Consider the following 23,218-nt stretch of genomic DNA (forward strand, 5'->3'; position numbering starts at 1 on the left):
GGCGAATGGTCTTCCGCTTGCCATCGGGGGCGATGAATAGAATGCGTCGTCGTCCGTTGGGCTCTTTTGAAATCGATGCCATAGTCTTGGTACTCCGTTGTTTGCTGGTAGATGCGATTGTATGCCGCATCGTGCGGGCTAGCTAGTGAAATGTGTTGTCTAAATGTCGCCATAGAAACACGAAGGTTTGTAGGACGGACTGTGTCTTTGAGGTGTGTCCTAGCGGTGGAAAACGGCGCGAGGCACTCTTAAGAAGGACCCAATTCCCTGGGGGCCTACGAAGTCGGTAACCCATGCTTCGCCGCGAACTTTCGCCAGCGTGTCGGCGGATCGCAGCGCAGGCATCGCCAGTTGCCGGCCAGGTTTTCCCATAGTTCGAGGGTTCCGCACTTAGGGCATGGTTCCAGGGCGTGGCCATCGATGGTGTCGGGCCAGGAAGCTTCGTCCGTTGGTTCCGGCCTGCTCAACAAGCAGATGATTTGTTGCTTGTGGGTTTTCAGCAGTTCGACTTGATCATCGTTGATACTTTCCTTGGGGTGGTATCGCAGACGATTCCCTTCGACCACCAGGCGGATGCCTTGCGAGGTCAGCGTATCGATGACATGCCGGGCGTTCATACTTCCCCCCAATCGCCATCACTCGGTGCTGGGTTTGCATGGTTTGCGGGGTGGGGATGGAATCGCTGGGAATCAAGACTAGCGTCGTCGGCGGATGGGGAAGGATTTGACGACCTGGGGGGAAAACGGGATTCGCTGCCAGATGACCCTTCAAACCCAGCAAACCCAGCGTTGGCTTGGCGAACTCGCCAACGTTGAACCCCCGTGCGATCTAGGGTGCTGTCGATAAACTGCCCTTTCCAGACACGTTTCGAGAGGTTTCGGACACGACGACCGAACTTTCGGTTGTTGAAACCATCCCCACAGATTTCGGTTACCGCTTCGAGCAAGACTTCGCTTCGTGGGGTGTGCGCATCGTTGCCGAACGTGGCTTGTTCGATTTCTTTGGTAGTTAGCCCGATGCCGGTCGGATCGGTTTCGGCGATGCCCAGAATCAATTTGCTTAACAGGATGACGGTATCATCGCTGGCCAGAGCTGTTTCCCGCGTTGGCAATGGATCGGCAGCTCCTGCCCAAACAAGAGCCCCTCTAGCAATTTCAGACCACGATTCAAACGAACCCCACTGCCCACCGTTTTGCTGAGGCGTGCCGGCTAGGAAATAGGCTCGTAAGATGGTCAGGGCGGCAACTGCCAGACGGGGGCGGTTTCGCTCGATCCATTCCAGCAGATTCGGATGCTGAAAGCCGTTTCGTGTCTCCGGTGTTTCCAGCAGCGAGTTCAACCGAATTGGCAAGACTCGGCGGCCGATGTCGGACCCGAATGCCAAGTTGTTCCCGGTTGCTGACCAGACGACTTGCATCGGCAGATCTCCGGTCATTCGCGATTGTCCTAGAACCCTGTCCGACCAGACGGTCGAAGTGATCGCCGCATCGAGTGAAGCCCCACCCATCTGGATATCGACGTTATCGAAAAGCACACTCGGAATGGCAGCCAAGGCCACTGCGGTGATGACTTTCCGCATCTCGTCGTCGTCGCGTGTAAATGTCTTACGGGCCGCGCGGTGGCCATAAGCAATCAATGTTGCCGCATCGACCAGCAACGATTTGCCAGCCCCGCGAATATTCGCCGTTACCGCAAACAATGGAACATTTCCGGCAATGCAAGGTCGGCCCACCATCGTCAAAACCAAAGCTAACCAGGCCGATCGGTCTGCTTCGTCTTGCATAGGGAAGTCGACCAGCACTTCCAGCAGTGTGGTCACGGCATCGTGGGCTTCTTGCTGCGTGGGCGATTCGATAACAGTCGGATATTTGGCGGATGGTCGATAGACCAGCCCCGTTTCTGCGTCGTAACCTGGTGCCTGGATGATGGAACCATCGACACGAAGTGTGGGCGCTTCGATGATGCCGGCCAGGGGCTTTATCTGCCGATCGTAGCTTCCTCGGCGGAATATCCCGTCGATTAGCCAACCGGGAGGTCGGACCGGTTTCACTTCGACCCCTTCTTCGGTTTCCGTTTCTGTTACCAGCCGGCATGCCTGGGTAATTCGTTCCCGAACCATACAGGAAGGGATATCCCGGATGACGAGCGATTGACAGTCACCCACCTTGTCTTGCTCGATTACCTGGACTAAAACTCCACCCCGAACGAAAAGACGAATCTTTTCATCGATCGCGTTGGCCCCAGTCCAGCCAAGCTTGGCTAGGTGCTCAATGACTTCCTGGGAAACTTCCGCTTCTTCCATCGTGACGACAACGTCGGGCCGTTGGTCTGAGGGCTCGTCGTCTTCGCCTGGTTGCCAAGGTTTGGCTTGGTCCATGGCTTCGCGGACTAGCTTTTCACCATCGGGAATTTTCAACGCGTCGCGAACGTCGGCACCTCCGCTGGGGCGCAGTTCCCCTGGCAGTCGAGCAATACGGACCGACGACGCGATGCCGGCCAGTCTGCTTGCTGATAGCTGGGCACCCCGTAGGCCGGCGTTGTCCAGGTCGGGCACGAAGATGACATGGACACCAGGAAACAGCCGAGCATATTTCGCGTTCATGTTGTTGGTCGGCAAGCCAGCTGCCTGGTAGCCCATGCCAACGAGGGCAGCGGCATCCTTCACCCCTTCGACCAGCAGCCAGATTTCCCCGGCGGTCGGCAATCGACCAGGGAAGAACATGCCGGAACTTCCCTTGCCAGGTTTGCTATAACCTTTGCTGCCAGGCCAGAGGTCGAAATAGGAATGAACTTCTCCCATCTCGTTATAGACATCGATTCGCGCTACTCGGATGTTCTTGCGGCCTCGTTTCGCTTCTACGACACCAAACTGGCGAAAGGCTTCGACCGGCATCCGTTTGTTGTCGGCGGTGGCCTGGATGATATCGATCGGCGGGGGCGGGGTGTTGGTCACTCCCAGGTAATCGGCTACCCATTTCGTCGCCTGGCCATAGGTCGAGCCTTGCCACCAGGCAACTGTCGCAAAGCCATCCCCAGGGCGGATGGCAGACGATTTGTTAAAGCATCCCCGGCAGAACACCTTGCCATTGCTGGCGACATCGCGGTCGGCATTCAACCGATCAGTGCCGCCACACTTGGGGCAAGGCTTGCCGCCATGGTCCAGCAGGTGGGCGGGTATCCCAGCGGCTGCAAAAATATCCAACCAACGCCCCTGCGAAAGCCGCAGAAGCTGAGGTTTGTCCAGCGAACCAGAAAGGTTCTCGCTCATCGCTGGCCCCCTTTCAGCATCGCTTCGATATGGGCCTGCAGGCCGGCGACCGGGTAACGAACCAGCCGGCCCATCTTCACGTGGGGCAGCGCGGGGTCGTCTTCAAAGGTCATCGCCCACAGCTTGCGGGGCGAAACGGAAAGAAGCTTGGCGGCCTCTTTCGGGCCGACCAGGATGGGGGCGGGATCGTCTTGCTGTCGTTCGTGCATTTCGGGCACCTCAACTTGAGTTAGCATCCAAGCCACGGCGTGCGGCCTGTGATGGAAATCAAGTTAAGGGCAGTTCGGACAGAATGAATTTGTCCGAACTATTTGTCCGAGCGATTCGCAGTCAGCGGTCCCTTGTTGCCTGGGAATGCAAGAGCAAGAAAATTTGCTCGGACGAAAGAAATCATTGTCCGAAAGACTCTTCCGAACGCGATTTTCGCTTGGAAACTCGCTCAATCAGACGGTTGAGTTCTGCTTCCGGCATACCCTGATCGCTCGCAAACTGAGCCTTGGAAGCGCCACTATCGCGCGCACGCTTCCAGGCATCAAAAATTCGGTTCTCTTTTTCCTGGGTTGCATAGTCCGCCTTCTTGCGGCCTCGGCGTTTCGGGGAATGGTGTGTCTTGGAACCCGCTGCCTCATCGTACGCCCTTTCGCCAACTTCCTGAGCGTCTTCAAAATCACGCCACCACTGCCACAGGGCTTCCGTTGCAAACACTTCAAGCGAGTCAACCGAGAATTCCGCATGGGGCGAAAAGGTGACGACCATTTGTTGGGCAGCCTGGTGGGCCAGGGTTCGGGCTCTCAACTGCTGAGCGGTGGGGCGTCGTAAGATGGGAAATCCACCTGGGTCAAACCACGTCGAAAATTTGGGAATGGCGGTCAGATACTCCGACTTCAGCAGCCGCAAGATAGCCCAGTCGGAGGCGGCGGATGTGTGCCCCAATTTTCTCAGTTGCCTAATTAAGCCGATACTCTCTAACGAAACCGTTCCATCGCTATTCAGTTTGACGTCGGCCAGAATAGCCGGAACCGACTTGGCTGCCGCTTCGATGAATCGGTCCGGGGGCTGCGGACTTTCGGTGGTGATTTGCCCCAGCGCAAGCCACTGCTGTTCTTCTGCCATGAAGATTGCCTTTCCTAAAGCCCAGGCTGGCCCCGACCGGTCCAGGGGAAAGGCTTTCCCAGAGCCGGCCAGGGCCATTTGGCCAAACTGGTTTGCAACCCAGCCGGCCTACCTGATGGTCTGTCTCATTTTTCAAGCAGGTTTCTTTTCTAGCAAAGCGCCCCCATTCCCCCAAGCATTTTTCGGGGGACCGTGGCCATGGTTCCATGATACCGATTTCCGCCCCTGATACCCCCTCTATCAAAACTCGCGGGCAGACGTGCCGGCCTGGGTGTGCGGTCTGGGCGGAATCGCCCCTAGAAATGAAAGCCGCCCCCTATCTTCAAACTTTCATTTTTCGCCAAGAAATGCCCGTGGCTGGGAAGGCGGTCTGGTGGCGAGGGCCGGCCAGTTTTGAAGGCCCCTCTGGCCACTGAAATTTGATATTCGCGCACCCCACTGTCTGCGGGTATCGTTTCGGCAAATGGTAATGCGAGTTTAGAGAGAATGATCGCTGTAGGGAGATATCATGCGAGAGCTCGTTTGGGAGGCCACCAAGCAGATCCAGTCGTTAGTTATTGCTGGACTTGCATTGTGGATTGGTCGGATCGCTTGGAATTACTGGTCTCCAATTCCAAGCAGTATGCTCTCCCGTCGTCTCCAGCAACTGCTGGAGTGGCATGACTTGACTGGTCCCCAGTTGCTTTACCTCATCAAGCCCGAATGGAAATGGACGGCCTCCGACGTTAGTGATCCGGATCGTCTTGCTTCTCTCTGTCAATCGGAACATCTCGAATGGTTTGCAGATACGTTTGGCGTCAATCGTGCCTGGCTTGATGGAACCAGTGATACCATTTCGCAGACGCTTTCGGCCTATAAGTGGCTAGATGAATTCGTTCGACAAATGCGAGAAGGTGGCTGGCTTCATCCTTCGTTAAGGATGACGATTCTTACGTGCGACTATCGCGGCGCGAAGGAACCTTTGGGGGACTACGCCATTGTGTTTTCACGTTTGATCGAGCCGGACCATCCAGAAGCGCCGGTTGTCTATCGGTATGTGCTTGTTGAGGGGTTCGCTTGGCGCTGGAGCCACTATCCCGCGCGACGCGACACGAAAACAATCGCGAGATGGTTTTCTCGAGTCTTTCATTCCTGCGATGAAATCCCGGTCGTTTCGATTGGTAGCAAGGATTTGAAAGAGGTTGTTGACCTCAAGGTGTCCCCTGGTAAGTTCCTTGGAGACGATGCGTGCCGAGACGAATTCTTCGAGGACCGCGTTCTCTTAGAACGGGAAAGCGTGGTCGCCATCCCCTCCCCCGAGACCGAAGGAATCATCGACTACCTGCGTAGCTCGCCGTTGATGTCGGCCAGGCTGCCTGCCCCTAGCGTTTAGCGGCTTGAATCGCCTTCAGCCTTTCCTTATAGATACACAGGCAATCTTCCATTTGCGCCGGTGTCAACTTGTGGAAAGGCTTGGGAAGATCGGTTGGGGCTGCCCAGGCGGTTGGTTTGGGAATTCCTAGCGTGGCGGCGCCGATGCGGGCTCCGGCATGCAGATAGACCAGTTCAGGGTGAAGCTTCAAGAATGCCCCGATGCGGTGGGCTGTGTCGTAAATGGTCAGTTCGCCAATTCGGTCGATTCCTCGAATCTTGTCGTTGACCTGTTCCCATAGCTGGTGAAACGATTCCCCGGCTGCCAGGTTACATCGTCTCAACCGGCGCGCCGATGCCTGCAGGCTTTCCTGGGGAATGCGGCGTTGGTGGCTGTTGCGTTTGCCGTCGGGGCGTTTGCCCAAGGCGGCCTGCTTGACCGCTTCTTCCAGGCTGGGCAACTCGGCATAGAACCGCAGGTTCGCCTCAAAGCGATCGCGGTAACGCTTCACGTAATCCCGGACGATCGCCCCGTAGCTATCCAAAGCGCCTTCCACCTTGGGTGGGCAATCCCCGGTCGGCTTGCCGCCATAGCATCCGGGGGAAATCGACTTGGGGGAATGGCTCGACATCGCTGGTCTCTAATCAATCTCCAACTTCGGCAACCCATGAACGATCTTCATCGTCTCCAAACTCACCGTAATCACCCGCAGCAGCAGTTCCAGTGGGTAGGCGGCGTTGTTCATCGTTTCGGTGGCCCACAGGTTGGCGTCGTTGACGATGCCGCTCGCTTTGTCGGTGGTGACTGCCTGGCGTTCCATCACCCATTCGATGGCCGGCTTGCCGTTGACCACGTAGTCGTACGCTTCCAGCGGAATGTCGGTCACGGTGACGTATTCGTTGTAGATCACCGTCGACTTGTCGTTGACGCTCTTGCCGGTTTCCAGGTCTTTCTTCTTGGGAAACTTCATCTTGCGGACATAGAAGTGCTGCTCGGTCAGCTTGTGCGACCTGCGAAGCCCGGCCAGACCGGCAGGGTCCGCCGTCACCACGTCGGTCGTCCCCTTCTTCCCCCCGACCGTCAGCTTCAGCGTGGCCGGGTGACAGTCGACCGTCTCGTAATCGAGATGCCAATGCGCCAAGTCGCGGCCTGCCTGGGAGAAGGCTTGGAAGTCTTTGTATTGCTTGACGGCGGGGATGCGGGGGAGTTCTTTGCCTAAGTTGTCTTTGAAGCGCTCGCGGTATTCTTCTGAGTGTAGAAGGCCGTAGATGTAGTAGAATAGGTCTTCCTTTGTGGTAGCTTCGCCAAGTGCTCCATAGGCGCGTTGGAAGGTCGCTAGGCTGTGCGAGGTCACACCTGAATGAACTGCGTTTGCTTCGCCGTCTTTCCAGAGAATTGGCCCAGAAGCATCGGAGGATTCGTAGACATACAGCGAAAAGCAATGGTCGTTGAAGAGAGTTTGGACATCCACGAGTTGATTTACTACTAGAGCGCTGAAAGGCCTGTTGCTCTTGCCACTTACGACAATAAGGACGTTTTCGCTGGAAGGTGTTGGAAAGAATTTGGGCATTTTTCCACGGCGATCGTTCAAGAACTGAGAATAGTAAATCCATTGACGCGTGTACGGGCGATATAACGATTTCCTTAGACACGCGGAACTGAACGCAGGGACATTGCCCTTCTTTGTCTTTGGCAGTAAGGAACTCGACCAGCTAATTTCCGTAGGATCGTTCGCCGGTTCATAGTCCTCGTGGGCGTGCCATCGTTTTGACTCTAAGGAAAGATGGCCAAGGGTGCGTCTAATATTATTTTCTAGCTCAGCTTGTGCGAAGTTGTAACACCACGCGTCTCGGTTTGTTTTTAGTCCATTGGATGACGCAGTGAATAGGGTCCCCAAACTAACGAAATCATCGAACCGTTCGTCGCGTTGATTTACCCAGTCAAAATGTTGATCCGGATGGATTTCAGCCCACATTCCTTCAGCAGAAATGCCGCACAGGCTTCGAAAAGCTGTTAGCGATTCCAATTTTTGCTCGCGACTCAGATAGTCTCCAATATCAAACCAGCGAATTCTGCACTGACGGTGGGAACGGTTCTTCACAAGAATCGTTATTGCGATTGGCGCTCTGGAGCCACTGCCGAATATTTTTCCACCTTCTCTTTTCGATAATTCACCCGAAGTACGTTGATTTCCCCGAAGATGAATCACGTAGATTCCGGTAAAATCCTCAGCTAGACATTTTCGAATACCCGTTGCTGTGCTACCTTCCAGAAAACCTGCATTGGTAACTAAACCGACTACTCCGTTGGAGCCAACTCGGTCACTTGCCCAACGGATTGCGCGAATGTAGGAGTCATAAAGTGCGTTCTTTAAAGTTGCCTTTGAGTGTGCCGCATAGGTAGTTCGAATCTTGTCATCAAGTTGCGAATAGACAACGTTCTTGTTCTTATCGTTCTCCGATTCTTGCCCAACTGAGTAAGGCGGATTCCCCACAATCACCCGAATATCCAGCTCCTTCTGCCGCTTTCTTCGCTTGCTGTTATCAGGAAAAAACTGCTCGATCTTGTCGTCCCCTTCGTACATCTGGAAGGTGTCGGTCAGCAGTATGCCCTCGAACGGTTCGTATTTGCCGCCGACGATGCCGTGGTAGACCGCTTCGATGTTGATGGCGGCGATGTAGTAGGCCAGCAACACGATTTCGTTGCAGTGGATTTCGTGCTTGTATTTGTGGGGCAGCTCTTCCGGATTGATCAGGCCGCTTTGCATCAGCCGGGTGATGAAGGTGCCGGTGCCGACGAACGGGTCGAGGATATGCACCCCCTTGCTGCCGAGCGTTTGCCCGAACTCTTCCTGCAGGATGTCGTTGACGCTATGGATGATGAAGTCGACCACTTCGACCGGGGTGTACACAATGCCGAGGCGTTCGGTCATTTTGGGGAAGGCGTTGCGGAAGAACTTGTCGTACAGTTCGACGACGATCTTCTGTTTCCCTTCCGCCTTGTCGATGCCATCGGCCCGGCGGCGGACCGACGCATAGAAGCTTTCCAGCGTGTCGGCTTCCTTATCGAGACGATGCTCGTCCAAGAGGTTGAGGATGTTCTGCATCCCCTGGCTCACCGGGTTCTGACTGCCGAAGTTGTAGTCTTTGAACAAGGCATCGAAGACCGGCTTGGTAATCAGGTGCTGGGCCAGCATCTCGATCACTTCGCCGTCGGTGATGCTGTCGTTGAGGTCGTCGCGCAGCTCGTCGGCAAACTGCTGAAAGGCTTCGACTTCCTTCTTGTTTTTGGGGTCGTTAACAATGGCGGTGATGCGGCTGATATGGGTTTGGGCAATCTTGGCGATATCGTTGGCCCACTCTTCCCAGTAAAGCCGGTTGCCGCACTTGTGAACCAGCTTGGCATAGAGCGCCTTTTCGATTTCCCCGACATCGAAGGAGAACTCGTATTGATGCGCTTTGGGGGAACCGGAAGCGACGTTGGTTTTGTCGGCCAGGTTGAACTCCCCTTTCCCCTTTGACTTCTCTTTGCCGGCCGGATTCGCCTTGGGGGCCAGGCTGTCGGTGATGGCGATCACCTCCATCTTGTCGGGGGCTTTCTCCAGCAGATCGAGCTTATTGATGAAGGCATCGAAGCGGTCGTCGTGGGAACGCAAGGCCTGCAGCACTTCCCAGACCACCTTATAGACCTTGTTGTCGTTGAGGGCTTCGTGCGGCTCCATACCGTGGGGGATGACGACCGGCAGAATGACATACCCCAGCTTCTTGCCCGGGGCCTTCCGCATGACACGCCCGACCGATTGCACGACTTCGACCTGGGAACTGCGCGGGGAAAGGAACAACACCGCATCCAAGGCAGGCACATCGACCCCTTCGGAAAGGCAGCGGACATTGCTGAGGATGCGGCAGGTATTCTCCGGCGGCGTTTCCTTCAGCCAACTGATCTTGGCTTCCTTCTCGGCGGCGTTCATGCTGCCGTCGACATGCTGCGTCTGACAGGTCAGGCCTTCGAGTTCTTCGTCTTCAGCACTTTCCTGATAGGCATCGACGACGGCCTGGAACATCTCGCTGATCTGCTTCGAGGAAACCTTGTGCGCCTTGCCGGTGGTGGGCTCGATCACCTGGCAAAAGGCAACGGCCCGCTGCATCGGCTGGACATCGTCTCCCAGCTCGCTCCGCATGTTGTGCTTGTTGAGGGCCTTCCAGCAGCCCACGATCCGGGCGGCATCATCCACCTTCAGTTGGTTGTTGTCGTCCTTCAGCAGGTCCTGTAGGCGGCTGGAAACGACATCTTCGTTAATGGTCAGCACGATCACCTTGTAGTCGGTCAGCAGGTCGAGTTCGACCGCTTCCGAAAAGTTGATAACATGCAGCACTTTGCCGTAGAGGGCTTCGTCGTCCATGGAGCAAAGGGCGATATTATCCTGCAGCGCCTTGGCCTTGGCGACGTCGGCATAGATGCGCGGCGTAGCGGTCATATAAAGCCGCTTCGAGCCGGCCAGGAACTTGTTATCGTGAACGCGAACGAAGGCCGATTCTTCTTCGGTCTCGAAGGTGGCCCCGGTGGTTCGGTGGGCTTCGTCGCAAATGATCAGGTCGAAGTCTTCCAGCTTGTGCTTCTTCTGGGCGTCGTGAATGACCTGAATGGAATGGTAGGTCGAGAAAACGACGCTCATGTGAAGGTCGTCGTGCCGCTTGGCCATTTCCTGGGCCAGCCGGCGGGCGTTGGTCGTGGCGGGGTAACGCAGCTCGTGAACGAACGTCTGGACGATGTCGTCGTCCTTCTTCCGCTTCTTCCCCACTTCGGCATCGCTGCAGACGGCAAAGCTGTGCAGGGGCGTTTTGCTTTGCTGGGTCCACTCGGTCAGCGTTTGCGACAACAAAGCCAGGCTGGGAACCAGGAAGAGAACCCGTTTCCCCTTGCCGGCCATCTTTTCGGCCATCTTCAGCGAGGTAAATGTCTTGCCGGTACCACAGGCCATGATCAGCTTGCCCCGGTCAGCAGTCTTTAGCCCGTCAACCGTTTTGGTGATGGCGGTTTTCTGGTGGGGGCGAGGGTCAAACTTTGGTTTGAGATCGGGCTTGGCGTTCGGCTTGAATTTCGACCAGTCGATTTGGCTGGTTTCCAGGTCGGATAGTTCGATCCGAGTGACCGGCGGCTGCTGATCGATCAGGGAGTTTTCGGCATTGGCCGACCAAAGATTCGAGGTCACCACGATAACGCGATGGGTGAACGGCTTCTGGCCTGAGGCGGTGAAGAAACTATCGATATCCTTTTTCTGGATGGTGTGCCCTTCGTCGTAGAACTTGCACTGGATGGCATGCAGTTCCCCGGTCCCCCGGGTTTTGGCAACCAGGTCGATGCCGGTATCGGCCTTGCTGATTTTGTACTCGTCGGGAACATCCTTCAGCAGCCAGACATCGCTGTAGAGGTCGGCGTAGACCGGTTCGTGCCGCAGGTAGGTCCGAATGAGTTCCTCGAAGTAGTTTCCCTTCTCGCGCTCGGTTTGAGACATAGCGCGATATTCGGCCAGGATATCCTGCAAAGGAGAGTGCATCGTGCGGCTTCCTAGTGGCGTTGGGGTATCTCTAAATCGCTAGGCCCGTAAGATCGAAAAGCAGGGCCAAGAGCCAAAAGAAGAGTTTATCAGAGTCCCCCTAGGCGTGGTATCCTGGGGGGAATGGGGGACACCACCCCCAAAACCTACCCTGCCGAGCCTAGTCGATGCCCTGGACGACTTCCGCAGCGATTACCGCCAAGATATCAGCCTTCGCCGAATCACTTAGCCCACCCCAAGCATCAACCACCAACTGCAAGTCCGCCGGCCACGGCGCACCAACTGCGCCGGATTCTGCGCCGCCTTGGTTGGAAAGTGTTGTGTTTACCGAGGATTCTTCGTTCTGTTCGAGTCCTGCCTGGGCCACTATTTTGAAACGCAACTATCCTTTAACCATCATCGACATTCCCATGCAAAAGATTCCGAGCCTGTTCCAGCGCGACTACAAAGGAAACCGTCAAGTCATCGACCAGGTGGTCGACGGCTGCCAGTGGGTTTTGCTGGGCGAAGGTATGGCTACGGAAAAGATCGATGGTACCTGCTGTATGATTCGCGATGGGGAACTGTTTCGTCGGCACGACCGAAAGCAAGGGAAGCCTGCGCCCAATGGTTGGATCGCAGCGGAACCTGCGCCTGATCCCGTAACCGGTCACTGGCCTGGCTGGACGAAGATCACCGACACGCCAGCCGATCGCTGGCACCGCGAGGCATTCGACGCCAATCGATCGCTGCCGAACGGAACCTACGAGCTGGTAGGTCCCAAGATCCAAGGCAATGCATACGAGCTTACTCAGCACGAATTGCGTTCGCATGAGAGTGCCGCGCAGTATCCGCTATTCCCGCGGTCGTTTGATGCCATTCGCGAAGCCCTGCAGGAAATGTTGATCGAAGGAATCGTCTGGCATCATCCCGATGGCCGTATGTGCAAGATCAAGCGAAGGGACTTTGGACTCCCTTGGCCGGTTTCCGATTGTTGAATTGAGAAGAGCGAGATTAGATCCGGCGAACGTCATTTACGCGTTCGTCGGATTTTTGATGGAAGGTAGCCCAATACGGTTTGGTGGGCCGATTTGCAAAACCGTGCGACGCATGACGTCATGTGGGGTCGAATCCCTCCCGCTCGATTCGATCGACATCTTGTTCGAGGACATCGACGGCTCTGGTGGGACGCTTGCCCAGGCCGATTTCGTAGACGATGTGAATCCTGTCAAAATCGCTGGCGATATCATGTTCGATATCTCTGAGAACTGGGAAGTGGGTAACAGCCTTGGTGCTGCCGCCTGCGACCTGGTTTACGTGATGGTGCACGAACTTGGTCATTCGCTCGGCCTGGAACATTCCGATTCGCCCGGCTCGGTTCTTTACCCTAGCGTCTCTGCGAATCAGGAATTAACAGCCCTAGCCGAAGAGGACGTCGACGCCGCACTCGCACTGAATGCTCCTGCCGAAGAAGACACGACGACCAGTGCCGATCCGACCGACGAAGTTCTAGATGACACTTCGACCGACACGAAAGAAGACGCCCCGGCTAACGTGCCTGACGAAGACGAAGCTACCGAGGAGCCTCCAGTCGCCGACCTGCCTCCCTCGCATCATTCGCGTGATCATGGCCAACCTCGCGGAATTTCGCGGGATGGATCAGGCGAAGGTACTTCCCAACGAGTCGAAGTCGGCGTGCGGTCGTCGTTGTTCCGCACGCCTTCGATTCTTCAGCAGGGAACCTGCAGGACCATTGGGTTTGGCTTCATTCGTGCGGATTCTTCCGCCTAAAATCGACCTGAATTGCCTCTCCCGACTGGAAACACCGATCGATTTCACGCAAATTAGTGGGTAGCGACCTCTCCCAGAAGAAGGCCGCGACACCGCCCCCCTGCACTGCTTCCCCTTTCCGAGGACCCTTCGCAATGACGTATTGGCGAACGCTTCTTGTGGCTGCGCTTTTGGTAGTCGCTTCGAATTCTCTGGCCGTGGCCGCCGACGCTCCGAAACAGCCCAATATCTTGTTCGTGCTTTGCGATGACTTGCGACCTGACGCGGTCGGTTGCCTCGGCAGCGAGCATGTCAAAACGCCGAATATCGACCGCCTGGCGAAGGAAGGGGTGAAGTTCCAGAATTCGTTCTGCACCACTTCGCTTTGCTCGCCGAGTCGCGCCTCGATTCTGACCGGGCTGTACGCTCATGCCCATGGTGTGACCAACAACTTCACCGAGTTCCCGACCGAGATGGCGACGTTCCCCAAGCGTTTACAAGACGCCGGGTACGAGACAGCCTATATCGGCAAATATCACATGGGTGAAGACAACGACGAACCGCGTGCCGGTTTCGATTGGTTTGTCACCCACAAGGGACAAGGCAAGTACTTCGATACTTCGTTCAATATCAACGGTCAGGGATCCCGCGTCGTCCCTGGTTATTACACGCATGTCGTGACCGACATGGCGCTCGATTGGTTGCAGAAAGATCATGGTGGCAAGCCTTGGTGCATGATGATCGGCCAGAAGGCTCCGCACAGCTTCTACTTTCCTGAACCAAAATACGAACACGCCTTCGATGACGTGAAGGTCGAATATCCGAAAACCGCATTTCAGCTCGACGACAAGCCGAAATGGATCAAAGAACGACTCTATACCTGGCATGGTATCTATGGGCCGCTGTTCGATTGGCGGAAAGATTTTCCGGATGACAGCCCAGAAGGTGTCAAAGCGTTCGAGGACATGGTTCACGCCTACTGGGGTACGATCCTCAGTGTCGACGACAGCATGGGCAAGCTCTATTCTTGGCTCGAAAAGACCGGGCAGCTCGACAACACGATCATTGTCTTCATGGGAGACAACGGCCTGCTGGAAGGCGAAGACGGAATGGTCGACAAACGCACGGCCCATGAGATGAGCCTGCGTGTGCCGTTGATCGTGCGTTACCCGAAGTTGGGGCAAGGCAAAACGGTTGAGCAGCAAGTTCTGACGGTCGACATGGCTCCGACTTTGATCGAACTGGCAGGTGCCAAGCCGATTGAAAAGATCCACGGCGACTCGTGGGCCGAGCTGGCCAACGGCGAAAGCGACGACTGGCGAACCTCGTGGATTTACTATTACAACTACGAGAAGCAGTTCCCTTATACGCCAAATGTCCGCGCTTTGCGTACCGATCAGTACAAATATATTCGCTACCCGCACGGCGACGGCTCGCCCGATCGCCACATGGCGGAACTGTACGATCTGAAAGCCGACCCGGGCGAAACGATCAACCTGGTACAGAAGCCAGAGCATGCCAAGCTGGTCACCAAGTTGCGTGACGAATTAGCGACTGAAATGGCGAATGTTGGTCTCACACCCAACACCGATAAGATGCCAATCGATCAGGGGATCGGCAAAGAACTGCCGGACGAAAAGATTCGCTAGGCTTCGTCGGCTTGGCAATCGAAGACTGGGCTGACTTCCTCTTAAGAGAAATTGAATGAAACGACTGATCCTGGCACTTACCTTAACGATGCTCTCGGCCACGTACGGTAAGGCCGAGCAATGGAAATCCTCGGACGGGGTCATCGTTTGCGAGATACCAGATTCAGAACGTTTCGTCGAGATTCAGCCCGATCCGCCGGCGAAAGTCTTCTGGCTTTCGCCCGATGAAACCTTGAAGCTGGGGATCATCGAGTCCCCTGCTCCGATCGAACGCAAGATCATCCAGTCTGCTTTGGAACAAGGTCTGGCCGAAGACCTGGACGGGGAAATCCTGGACTCCACGGTCGTCGAAAAGAACGGCCATCAGGTTTTCCTGATTAGCGCCGCTGGGGGTGCCCTTGGCGACGACGCGATACTTTCACAAGCGATCGTAAAGGTCGGTGGCAAGTTCTATAAGCTGATGGTCTTTGGCATTGGCAAGGATCCTCGCCAAAATTCCGACGCGCAGGCCTTTCTCAATTCCCTCGAAATCATTCCCCCCTACGTCGAGCCGACCGGCTCGACGGAAACCGTAACGCCTTCGCTGAATGACCTTTCCGGGAAGATCGGGGCCTATAGCTTGATCGCGTTGGTAGTTGGCATAATCATTCTTTACAGCCGGAAGAAATCGAAGCCGAACACGGAAGAGCAGAATCCGGTAGAATAACCGTACCGCCCAGTGGTAGGTTCAATCTGGCTGTGAACGCCCCACTGGTTTGCGCAAGGAGGTTTATCCAAACGTGGTCGATCCTATTCCCCTGACACCAACGACGAATACTGCGATGTTAAAGCGCACCAAACTCGTTGCGACCATCGGTCCGAGCTGCTCTGGCGCCGGCCCTCTCTCGCAGTTGGTTCGTGTTGGAGCCGACTCGTTTGTGATCGATCTGGGAAAAGAAAATCCCACGGTCTGGAGCGAGTGGCACGAGTCGGTTCGCGAAGTGGAAGGAATGCTGCAGCTGCCAATCACGCTGTTGGCGTCGATTCCCGTTTCTGGCGAAGAACCACCGGCGGAGCAGCCCATCAACCAAGATCAGTTGAACTGGATTGTGGCGAACGAGGTCGACTATGTCATGATCTCGGTACCGCTCGGAACGTTGAACATTAACCAGGCTCGCAAGGCACTTCACGAAGCCGGAAGTCACGCGGCAGTTCTCGCCCGCCTCGACGACGCGTCGAACTATCGCGATATTGATAGCATTATCCAGGCTGCTGACGGTGTCATTGTGACCTCTGCCGGCTTATCCGATATGGAAACCTGGTCGAATCCGGTAATGCAAAAAATGGTTGCCCGGCAGTGCCAGATTGGGGCCAAGCCTTGCCTGGTTGGACGTGGGGTCCTGGAAACCATGCGACACGCATCGGAACCGACCGACAGCGAAGTTTTCGACATCGCGAACATTGTCTTCGACCACGCCGATGCGATTCTATTGGGTGACGAGACGGCGTCTGGCAACTTTCCCGCTGAGGCAGTCGAAGTGGCCTCGAAAACGGTGATCGCGACCGAAAGCCTGATGGAGATCACCGATCGCCCCATCAAGGTTGGTTTCGGTCAGCCCCCCAACACGGCAGCGTTGGCGTACTCGATTCGTCACATCTTGAAAATGCAAGAGATCGCGGCCGTAGTGGTCTATTCGCATTCCAGCATCACGGCGCGTTTGATTGCCAAGAACTGGATCGATTGCCCCATCTTGGCCCTTTCAGACGATCCCACCACCGTTCGTCAGATGAACGTCTATCATGGGGTCGTCGCACGACAGATGAAATCTCCGGGTTCAACCGCGGAGATGCTGTCGACCACAACATCGATCGCCAAACAGATTGACCTCGTCGGGCCGGGCGATCGGGTGATTGTTGTTTCCGAGTTGCCGATCCAATCGACCGACAACGCGAACGCTTTCGTGATTGAAACGATCCGTTAGCTGAATTCGCCGCGGATGTACTGCCGCGTGTATTCCTGCTGAGGATCTTCAAACAGACGCTTCGTTTCGTTCTGCTCGACCAGGTAACCGGTTCGGCCACCCTGAGTCGTATCGACGTAAAGAAACGCCGTCTGATCGGCAACACGCTGAGCTTGTTGCATGTTGTGCGTGACGATGGCGATGGTGTACTTCTTCTTGAGCTCGGTCATCAGCTCTTCGATCTTACGCGTCGCGATCGGATCGAGAGCCGAGCATGGCTCGTCCATCAACAGCACTTCAGGTTCGACAGCAATCGCGCGGGCAATGCACAAACGCTGCTGCTGGCCACCCGACAGCGAGAGACCGCTCTGCTTGAGCTTGTCTTTCACTTCATCCCACAGGGCGGCACCACGCAGGGCTCGTTCGACCACTTCGTCGTAGTCGCCACGGTACCCGTTGATCCGCAGACCGTAGGTAATATTTTTGTAAATGCTCATCGCGAATGGGTTGGGCTGCTGAAAGACCATCCCGATGTGGCGACGAACGGCGACCGGATCGATCTGAGGGGCGTAGATGTTCTGCCCACGGAAGTGGACATGCCCTTCGAAGCGGAAGCCACGGATCAGGTCGTTCATCCGGTTCAAGCAACGTAGCACGGTGCTTTTACCACAACCCGATGGACCAATGAACGCGGTTACCTGACCTTGCTTGATCGGGATTCGCGTATCGCGCACGGCTTTGAAGTTGCCGTAATAGAGCTCTTTGACATCGCAGTCGATTACGGTGTCAGCCGAATCTTCGTTCGCGATCATGTGCAGCTAAATTTCCTATGTAGGTTTGCTTAGCGCTGAGGCCCGTTCTTGGAGGAAAGTGACTTTCCGACCAGGTTCGTGACCAGAACGACCAACACTAACACCAACGAGGCCGACCAGGCCATTTCACGTTGGTTGTCAACGAAGGAAGAAGAGAAGTTGTAAATCAGAACCGCCATCGAAGCGGTGGGTTGATTCAACTGCCCTGGTTCTACGTCGTTCCACCTCGAGATCAGCCAAAAGTTGCTGAACAAGGCGGTAAACAGCAAGGGAGCCGTTTCACCGGCAGCGCGAGCTACTGCCAGCATAACCCCGGTTAGTATTCCGGGCAATGCGGTGGGCAATGTGACATACCACAATGTCTGCGTCTGGGTGGCGCCCATACCGATTGAAGCTTCTTTCATGCGGCTGGGGACCATTCGGATTGCTTCTTCTGCCGTCAGCATCACCACCGGTAGCATCAGGATCGACAATGCTACCCCCCCGGCATAAGCCGAAAACTTTCCCGTAAGCAGCACAACCGCACCATAAGCGAACACACCCGCCAGAATGGAGGGGAAACCGCTCAAAACCTTCGCGCAAAATCGCACAACGGAAGAGGTCCGGCTGTTTTTGCCCAGTTCCGACAGGAACACGGCCGCCATGATGCCAAACGGGACGCTGATCAGCGCCGCGATTCCCACCATCAGAATCGTTCCTAGAAGGGCGTTGCCGAAGCCACCCCCGTCTTCAAACGCGGTCGGCGGAAGCGTGTAGAAGTTCTCGAGCGTAAGCTTCGAGCCCCCCTTCACAAACAGCATGATGACCACTGAGAACAGCGGCACGAGTGCCATGAAGGTCATGATCGTGGCAACCGCACTGAGCATGATACTCAGCAGCGTTCGTGGCTTACGAAGCGAGCGTTCCAAGCGGCTAATATCCGATTCGGTCAGTACAGGGCGTTCTGATTGAGGCGAAGCCATTAGCGCATCCCTTTCAGCCCGGCGGTGGCTCGTTGCAGGATTAATGCGCCGATGATGTTCACCATCAAGGTGATCGCCATCAGTACCATACCGGCGTACATCAGCACGCCGACTTTCATCTCGTCGCTTCCCGCTTCCTGGAAGTTATTGGCCAGCAAGGCAGCCAACGTATTCGCCGGAGAGAAGAGCGAGACGCTAATTGTATTCATATTGCCGACCAGCATCGCCAAGGCCATCGTCTCGCCCAAGGCGCGACCGAAGGCCAGCACGATCCCGCCGAAGATACCACCCGATGCGGTAGGCAGAATCACCGAGAGAATCGTCTCCCAGCGAGTCGCACCCAGCCCGTACGAGGCCTCACGTAGTTTCGGTGGCACCGCAACCAGTGCGTCGCGACTGATGGCCGAGATGGTCGGCAGAATCATAATCGCCAACACGAACGCGGCTGGCAGCATGCCAGGGCCTTGGAAGCGCGTTCCAAACAGTGGGAACCAGCCCATGTTGTCGTGCAGCCAAACACATGAATCCCGCATCAGCGGAATCACGACGAAGATCCCCCACAGTCCATAGACCACGCTAGGAATCGCAGCGAGAAGCTCCACCAGGTTCTTCAGGGCCGACTCTGCCATGGATGGCATCTTGCCCCAGAAGCGATGGAACTGAACTCCGAAGAGCTTCAATACCCGAAACACGAAGTTCCCGAGGTAGCCTTCGCTGAGAAAGACCGCGACAGCGATCCCAAAGACGGATCCGATTAACAAGGCCAGCAGCGAGCTGTAGAGCGTGCCCCAAATCTCGGGGAGGATGCCATATTCGCCCGTGTTCGGGTCCCATGTTTTTCCGGATAGGAAGCCAGGCCCGTACTCCAGCACGGCCGGTTTCGCTTTCCAACTGATCTCGATGACGATATACGCCATCACAGCGATCGTCAGCCAGGCAAAGCTAAAGCAAAGCCCGCGGAACAACCGGTCGATGCCAATCTCCAATTTGGTCGGAGGGCGGGAGATCGGCGACTTGGTTTGGTGATCCATAAACTTGCAGCAACTGGGTATTAAAAATGGACCGGGCCTGGTAGCCATTTGCCACCAAGCCCGGAGCAAGTTGCTTATTTGGCCGAGATGTTATCCAGGGCCGCGGTCACCTTCGAGGTAACTTCTTCCGGCAATGGAATGTATCCCAGCGATTCACTCTGCTTCTGACCGTCGGTCAGGCAGTACTTGATCATGCTCTTGAAGACTTCCATCTTCTTGGCATCAGGATAGGTCTTGTAAGCGATGATCCAGGTGTAGGTCACGATCGGCCACGAGTTGTCCCCTTCTGGGTCTGGCAGAAACGCGATCAGGCTTTCTGGCATTTCAACACCAGCCAGAGCGGCCTGAGCCGTTTCAATCGTTGGCTTCACGAACTTGCCAGCCTTGTTCTCGAGGCTTGCCATCGTCAGGTTGGCCTTCTTGGCGTAGCCATATTCGATGTAACCGAGCGAACCTGGCGTCTGCTTCAGCGAGGTGGTGACCCCTTCGTTGCCCTTGCTCTTGGTGCCAACTGGCCAGTTCGGAGCCTTATTGATACCAACGTCGCTCTTGAAAGCTTCGCTGATGGCACTCATGTGCTGGGTGAAGTTGAAGGTCGTACCGCTCGAGTCAGCACGAACCACCAGGTTGATTTCCTGGTCTGGCAGCGAAACCCCTTCGTTTGAGGCGGCGATCTTGGGATCGTTCCACTTGGTGATCTTGCCGAGGAAGATGTCTGCGTAAGCTTCGCGGCTCAGCTTCAGTTCGTCGACCCCTTCCAGGTTGTAAGCCAGAACGATGGCACCAGCGGTCATTGGCAGCAACTGCACGCCACGTTCGACCTTGGCCATTTCTTCTTCCTTCATCGCGGCATCGCTGGCACCGAAGTCAACAGTACCGTCGATCACAGCACTCACGCCCGAACCGCTTCCAACCGATTGGTAATCGATCTGGCAGTTGTTGGCGTTGGAGTATTCCTTGAACCACGACATGTACAAAGGAGCTGGGAAGCTGGCCCCGGCGCCTTGCAGCTTAACCAGTTCGCCACCGCCTGCAGCCGGCTTCGAGTCGCCGCTACCGCAGCCGACCGTTGCTACCAGCATGGCAGCCAGAGCGACGTAGGAGCCCAGGATGGATGGAGTGTTTTGCATGCTTGATCGAGTCCCCACAAATGGTTGAACACAGGATGTTTTTCAAGTTCGTATCGGACAGGTACCAATCCTTGCAATTCACCCCTAACAGAGGGGAATCTTAAGGTTCAGCTCCCCAGCATACGGCACTAATTGCGAACGATTCTGGTCCTCAGAAAATCGCTCGCGAAACCGTAAAAATGCTGTTCTGCCACAAAATCTAAGGGGTACCCGGACCCATCACAACCCGCTGGGACGATTGCACGCAGAATCTTAACATTCGTCTTAACATTTGGACCAGGATGGGGCCCTGATCTGCTGGGAATTGCCTAGTTATGGCTGGTTTCTGCGGCAATCCCCCGTAAATCTGCATGGGCTGTGTGTGAATAAAATTTTCACCTTCTTCACGGACGAACCTGTTGTGAGAACCAGATCTTAACTCAAGTTAGGAACCAGCCCCATTAGGCCTTGGCATTGAACTTGCACTTTTTAGTCAGCCGAAGCGATGTCCTCTGGAACGAAAGGAGCCTTCGGTATGGAACCGGAAATCAATCAGCCCCCAGTCGTATTGGTCACGGGGAGCGGCGGCCTCATTGGGTCACGTGTCTGTCCTCGCCTGAAAGAACGTTACACCGTCGTCGGAATCGATCTGCATCCCCCTCAGGAACCTACCGACCATCTCGACGATTGGTATCGGGTCGATTTAACCGAAGAAGACAGCGTTTCGCAGGCCATCGCTCAAGTCAAAGCCGACTATGGTGATCGACTGGCAAGTGTGATTCACTTGGCGGCCTACTACGACTTCTCCGGCGATCCAAGTCCACTTTACGACGAACTCACTGTCGACGGGACAAGGCGTTTGATCAAAGAACTGCAGAAGATGCATGTCGAGCAGTTTCAATTTTCCAGCAGCCTATTGGTGATGAAGTCGGTGGAAGTTGGTGAACGACTCACTGAGCGTTCGCCGACCAGCGCGGAGTGGGCGTACCCAGAGTCGAAGCTGAAGACCGAACGCGTATTGCAGGAAGAACGCGGTGATATTCCGGTCCTCGTCCTGCGCATTGCTGGGGTTTACGACGAACAGGGACACTCGCTGCCCGTTTCTCATCAGATTCAGCGGATCTACGAGAAGCAAATGGAAAGCTACTTCTTCCCCGGTAACGAAAAGTGCGGGCAATCCTTTGTGCACCTCGATGACTTGGCGGAGTGCATGGTCTCTGCGGTTGATCGACGAAATCAATTGCCGCCTTGGAAGACATTGCTGATTGGCGAAGAAGATGTGATGAGCTATGCGGAATTACAGGAAGCGATCGGCCGAAATTTGCATGGGCATGAATGGCCAACCATCCGTATTCCCGCCTTCGTGGCGAAAGCAGGCGCCTGGGTCAAGCTGCGGATGGCTTCCTCGAAGGAAGACGAGCCTTTCATCAAACCATGGATGGTCGATCTAGCCGACCAGAACTATCCGATCGACACGACGGAGGCGCAACAATGCCTCGGATGGGCGCCGCAGCATACTCTTCGCGAGACACTGCCTACGATTCTGCAGTGGTTAAAGTCGGATCCAGCTGCGTTTTATGCAACCAATAAGCTTGGCGAACTCGAACCAGCCGAAGGCGCCAAGGGTTGATACGATGAATCGACCTGCGAAAGTCGAACGGCCTGATCGAATGACCGAACATGCCCCGGTGGCGCCTTGGAATTACAATCCATCGGCCTGGTCGCAGCGAGTGCCCGTTTGCCTGTTAGCGTTCGCTGCCACATTGATCGCTTCGCATCTCGCAGCGTTCCAATGGGGACTGATCTCGTTCGTTTGGGATCCGTTATTCGGCGATCAGAGCGAGATGGTGATCGGCTCGGATATTGCCAAAAAAATGGATCGTTGGGTCGGCGTTCCCGATGCGGCCTTAGGCGCGATTGCTTACCTGGGAGACGCAATCTTCGGCCTGGCCGGGTCAACACGTCGTTGGTACGAGCGTCCCTGGATCGTGGTACTGTTCGGGATTGATGTGATTCCGCTTGGGATCGTCAGTGTCATGCTCGTGCTGCTGCAGACGTTTGTCTTGGGGCACTGGTGCTTCTTGTGCCTGGTCACGGCCGCGATCTCGCTGGCCCTGGTCTATCTCGCTTACGACGAGGTTTATACCTCCCTGCTCTACCTTTGGAAGGTTTGGAAAGCCTCCGGCAGCATCTCCGTAACCTGGAAAGCACTGTGCGGCTATCCATCTGAAGTGGCAGAAAAGGTCGCACTGCAGATGCTTAGCCTTCCAGAGAGAAAAGAAAGCTAAATCATGTGGGCACGTGTTGCAGAATTCATGCTAGGTTGCTGGCTCCTCTGCTCTCCCTTCATCTTCCCGGAGGAGCACCGGGGTGCGGTGTCGGCTCTGGTCGACTTTGGGTTGGGTGGCCTGGTAATGACGTTTGCACTGTTGTCTTATTGGAGACCAACCAGGTACGCCCACGTTGGCACATTGTTGCTCTCGCTGGCCATAATCTTGCTAGCCAGGATTATGCTGGCTCCCGACATTCCCCCCGCGGGGCAGAATTTTATGATGATCGGGTTGTTGCTTTTGATGTTTTCCATCGTTCCCAATAAGTCATTCGATGCCCCAGAAGCATGGCATCGCTGGCTATCCGAGATGAATGGCGAACGACCCACGATCTGATCGCCCAGCGA

The 23,218-nt window shown here is 55.6% G+C and carries 19 protein-coding genes; 9 read left to right on the forward strand and 10 right to left on the reverse strand.

The window, feature by feature from the left end:
* Positions 1–275: 275 nt before the first annotated feature.
* The 4 genes from ABD890_RS17195 to ABD890_RS17210 form a co-directional block, all read right to left on the reverse strand.
* The gene (locus ABD890_RS17195; protein WP_345092444.1) at positions 276–617 is read right to left on the reverse strand and encodes a TubC N-terminal docking domain-related protein; all 342 of its coding nucleotides are present in this window, start codon (positions 615–617) and stop codon (positions 276–278) included.
* Positions 614–3,268: a primase/helicase family protein gene (locus tag ABD890_RS17200; RefSeq protein WP_345092447.1), complete on the reverse strand. Its 2,655-nt coding sequence runs from the start codon at positions 3,266–3,268 to the stop codon at positions 614–616. The genes ABD890_RS17195 and ABD890_RS17200 overlap by 4 nt, the downstream gene beginning before the upstream one ends.
* The gene (locus ABD890_RS17205) at positions 3,265–3,477 is read right to left on the reverse strand and encodes a helix-turn-helix domain-containing protein (protein WP_345092450.1); all 213 of its coding nucleotides are present in this window, start codon (positions 3,475–3,477) and stop codon (positions 3,265–3,267) included. The genes ABD890_RS17200 and ABD890_RS17205 overlap by 4 nt, the downstream gene beginning before the upstream one ends.
* A gap of 181 nt (positions 3,478–3,658) precedes the next feature.
* The gene (locus tag ABD890_RS17210; RefSeq protein WP_345092453.1) at positions 3,659–4,381 is read right to left on the reverse strand and encodes a hypothetical protein; all 723 of its coding nucleotides are present in this window, start codon (positions 4,379–4,381) and stop codon (positions 3,659–3,661) included.
* A gap of 508 nt (positions 4,382–4,889) precedes the next feature.
* Here ABD890_RS17210 and ABD890_RS17215 point away from each other — a divergent pair.
* Positions 4,890–5,753: a hypothetical protein gene (locus tag ABD890_RS17215; RefSeq protein ID WP_345092456.1), complete on the forward strand. Its 864-nt coding sequence runs from the start codon at positions 4,890–4,892 to the stop codon at positions 5,751–5,753.
* Here the strand turns inward: ABD890_RS17215 and ABD890_RS17220 are convergent.
* Positions 5,743–6,363, reverse strand: a complete 621-nt coding sequence (locus ABD890_RS17220; RefSeq protein ID WP_345092458.1) for a hypothetical protein — start codon at positions 6,361–6,363, stop codon at positions 5,743–5,745. The genes ABD890_RS17215 and ABD890_RS17220 overlap by 11 nt on opposite strands.
* A gap of 9 nt (positions 6,364–6,372) precedes the next feature.
* A complete protein-coding gene (locus tag ABD890_RS17225) occupies positions 6,373–11,289 on the reverse strand; it encodes a DEAD/DEAH box helicase (RefSeq protein WP_345092460.1) in 4,917 nt (1,638 codons plus the stop codon).
* A 410-nt stretch (positions 11,290–11,699) separates the two neighbouring features.
* On the opposite strand from ABD890_RS17225, the gene ABD890_RS17230 reads away from it, so the two are divergent.
* From ABD890_RS17230 to ABD890_RS17250, 5 genes are all read left to right on the forward strand, one after another.
* Positions 11,700–12,266 carry an RNA ligase 1 family protein gene (locus tag ABD890_RS17230; protein WP_345092463.1) on the forward strand — a complete coding sequence of 189 codons (567 nt, stop codon included), beginning with the start codon at positions 11,700–11,702 and terminating at the stop codon, positions 12,264–12,266.
* Between the two features lie 112 nt (positions 12,267–12,378).
* A complete protein-coding gene (locus ABD890_RS17235; RefSeq protein WP_345092466.1) occupies positions 12,379–13,059 on the forward strand; it encodes a matrixin family metalloprotease in 681 nt (226 codons plus the stop codon).
* A gap of 134 nt (positions 13,060–13,193) precedes the next feature.
* On the forward strand, positions 13,194–14,687 hold the full coding sequence (locus tag ABD890_RS17240; RefSeq protein ID WP_345092469.1) for a sulfatase family protein: 1,494 nt from the start codon (positions 13,194–13,196) through the stop codon (positions 14,685–14,687).
* Positions 14,688–14,742: 55 nt separating this feature from the next.
* A complete protein-coding gene (locus ABD890_RS17245) occupies positions 14,743–15,393 on the forward strand; it encodes a hypothetical protein (protein WP_345092472.1) in 651 nt (216 codons plus the stop codon).
* Positions 15,394–15,508: 115 nt separating this feature from the next.
* On the forward strand, positions 15,509–16,648 hold the full coding sequence (locus ABD890_RS17250) for a pyruvate kinase (RefSeq protein ID WP_345092475.1): 1,140 nt from the start codon (positions 15,509–15,511) through the stop codon (positions 16,646–16,648).
* Here the strand turns inward: ABD890_RS17250 and pstB are convergent.
* The 4 genes from pstB to pstS all read right to left on the reverse strand — a co-directional run bounded on the left by pstB (position 16,645) and on the right by pstS (position 20,562).
* Positions 16,645–17,439 carry a phosphate ABC transporter ATP-binding protein PstB gene (gene pstB / locus ABD890_RS17255; RefSeq protein ID WP_345092478.1) on the reverse strand — a complete coding sequence of 265 codons (795 nt, stop codon included), beginning with the start codon at positions 17,437–17,439 and terminating at the stop codon, positions 16,645–16,647. The two genes, ABD890_RS17250 and pstB, sit on opposite strands and share 4 nt — an antisense overlap.
* Before the next feature lie 29 nt (positions 17,440–17,468).
* Complete coding sequence (gene pstA, locus ABD890_RS17260) at positions 17,469–18,401, reverse strand: phosphate ABC transporter permease PstA (RefSeq protein WP_345092481.1); 933 nt, start codon at positions 18,399–18,401, stop codon at positions 17,469–17,471.
* Positions 18,401–19,432 (reverse strand): phosphate ABC transporter permease subunit PstC, encoded by a 1,032-nt coding sequence (gene pstC / locus ABD890_RS17265; protein ID WP_345092483.1) that lies wholly within the window; start codon positions 19,430–19,432, stop codon positions 18,401–18,403. The genes pstA and pstC overlap by 1 nt, the downstream gene beginning before the upstream one ends.
* Before the next feature lie 74 nt (positions 19,433–19,506).
* Positions 19,507–20,562 carry a phosphate ABC transporter substrate-binding protein PstS gene (gene pstS, locus ABD890_RS17270; protein WP_345092486.1) on the reverse strand — a complete coding sequence of 352 codons (1,056 nt, stop codon included), beginning with the start codon at positions 20,560–20,562 and terminating at the stop codon, positions 19,507–19,509.
* 514 nt (positions 20,563–21,076) lie between these two features.
* Between pstS and ABD890_RS17275 the strand changes: the two genes are divergently transcribed.
* From ABD890_RS17275 to ABD890_RS25530, 3 genes are read left to right on the forward strand one after another with little or no spacing between them, the layout of a single operon-like run.
* Entirely contained in the window at positions 21,077–22,171 is a 1,095-nt protein-coding gene (locus ABD890_RS17275; protein ID WP_345092489.1) for an NAD-dependent epimerase/dehydratase family protein, read from the forward strand.
* Between the two features lie 4 nt (positions 22,172–22,175).
* The gene (locus ABD890_RS17280) at positions 22,176–22,829 is read left to right on the forward strand and encodes a vitamin K epoxide reductase family protein (protein WP_345092492.1); all 654 of its coding nucleotides are present in this window, start codon (positions 22,176–22,178) and stop codon (positions 22,827–22,829) included.
* Between the two features lie 3 nt (positions 22,830–22,832).
* Positions 22,833–23,207, forward strand: a complete 375-nt coding sequence (locus ABD890_RS25530) for an SPW repeat domain-containing protein (RefSeq protein WP_425548486.1) — start codon at positions 22,833–22,835, stop codon at positions 23,205–23,207.
* The last annotated feature ends 11 nt before the right edge of the window (positions 23,208–23,218 follow it).

Origin of the sequence: Bremerella cremea (assembly GCF_039541315.1) — a bacterium.
Lineage (GTDB): Bacteria > Planctomycetota > Planctomycetia > Pirellulales > Pirellulaceae > Bremerella > Bremerella cremea.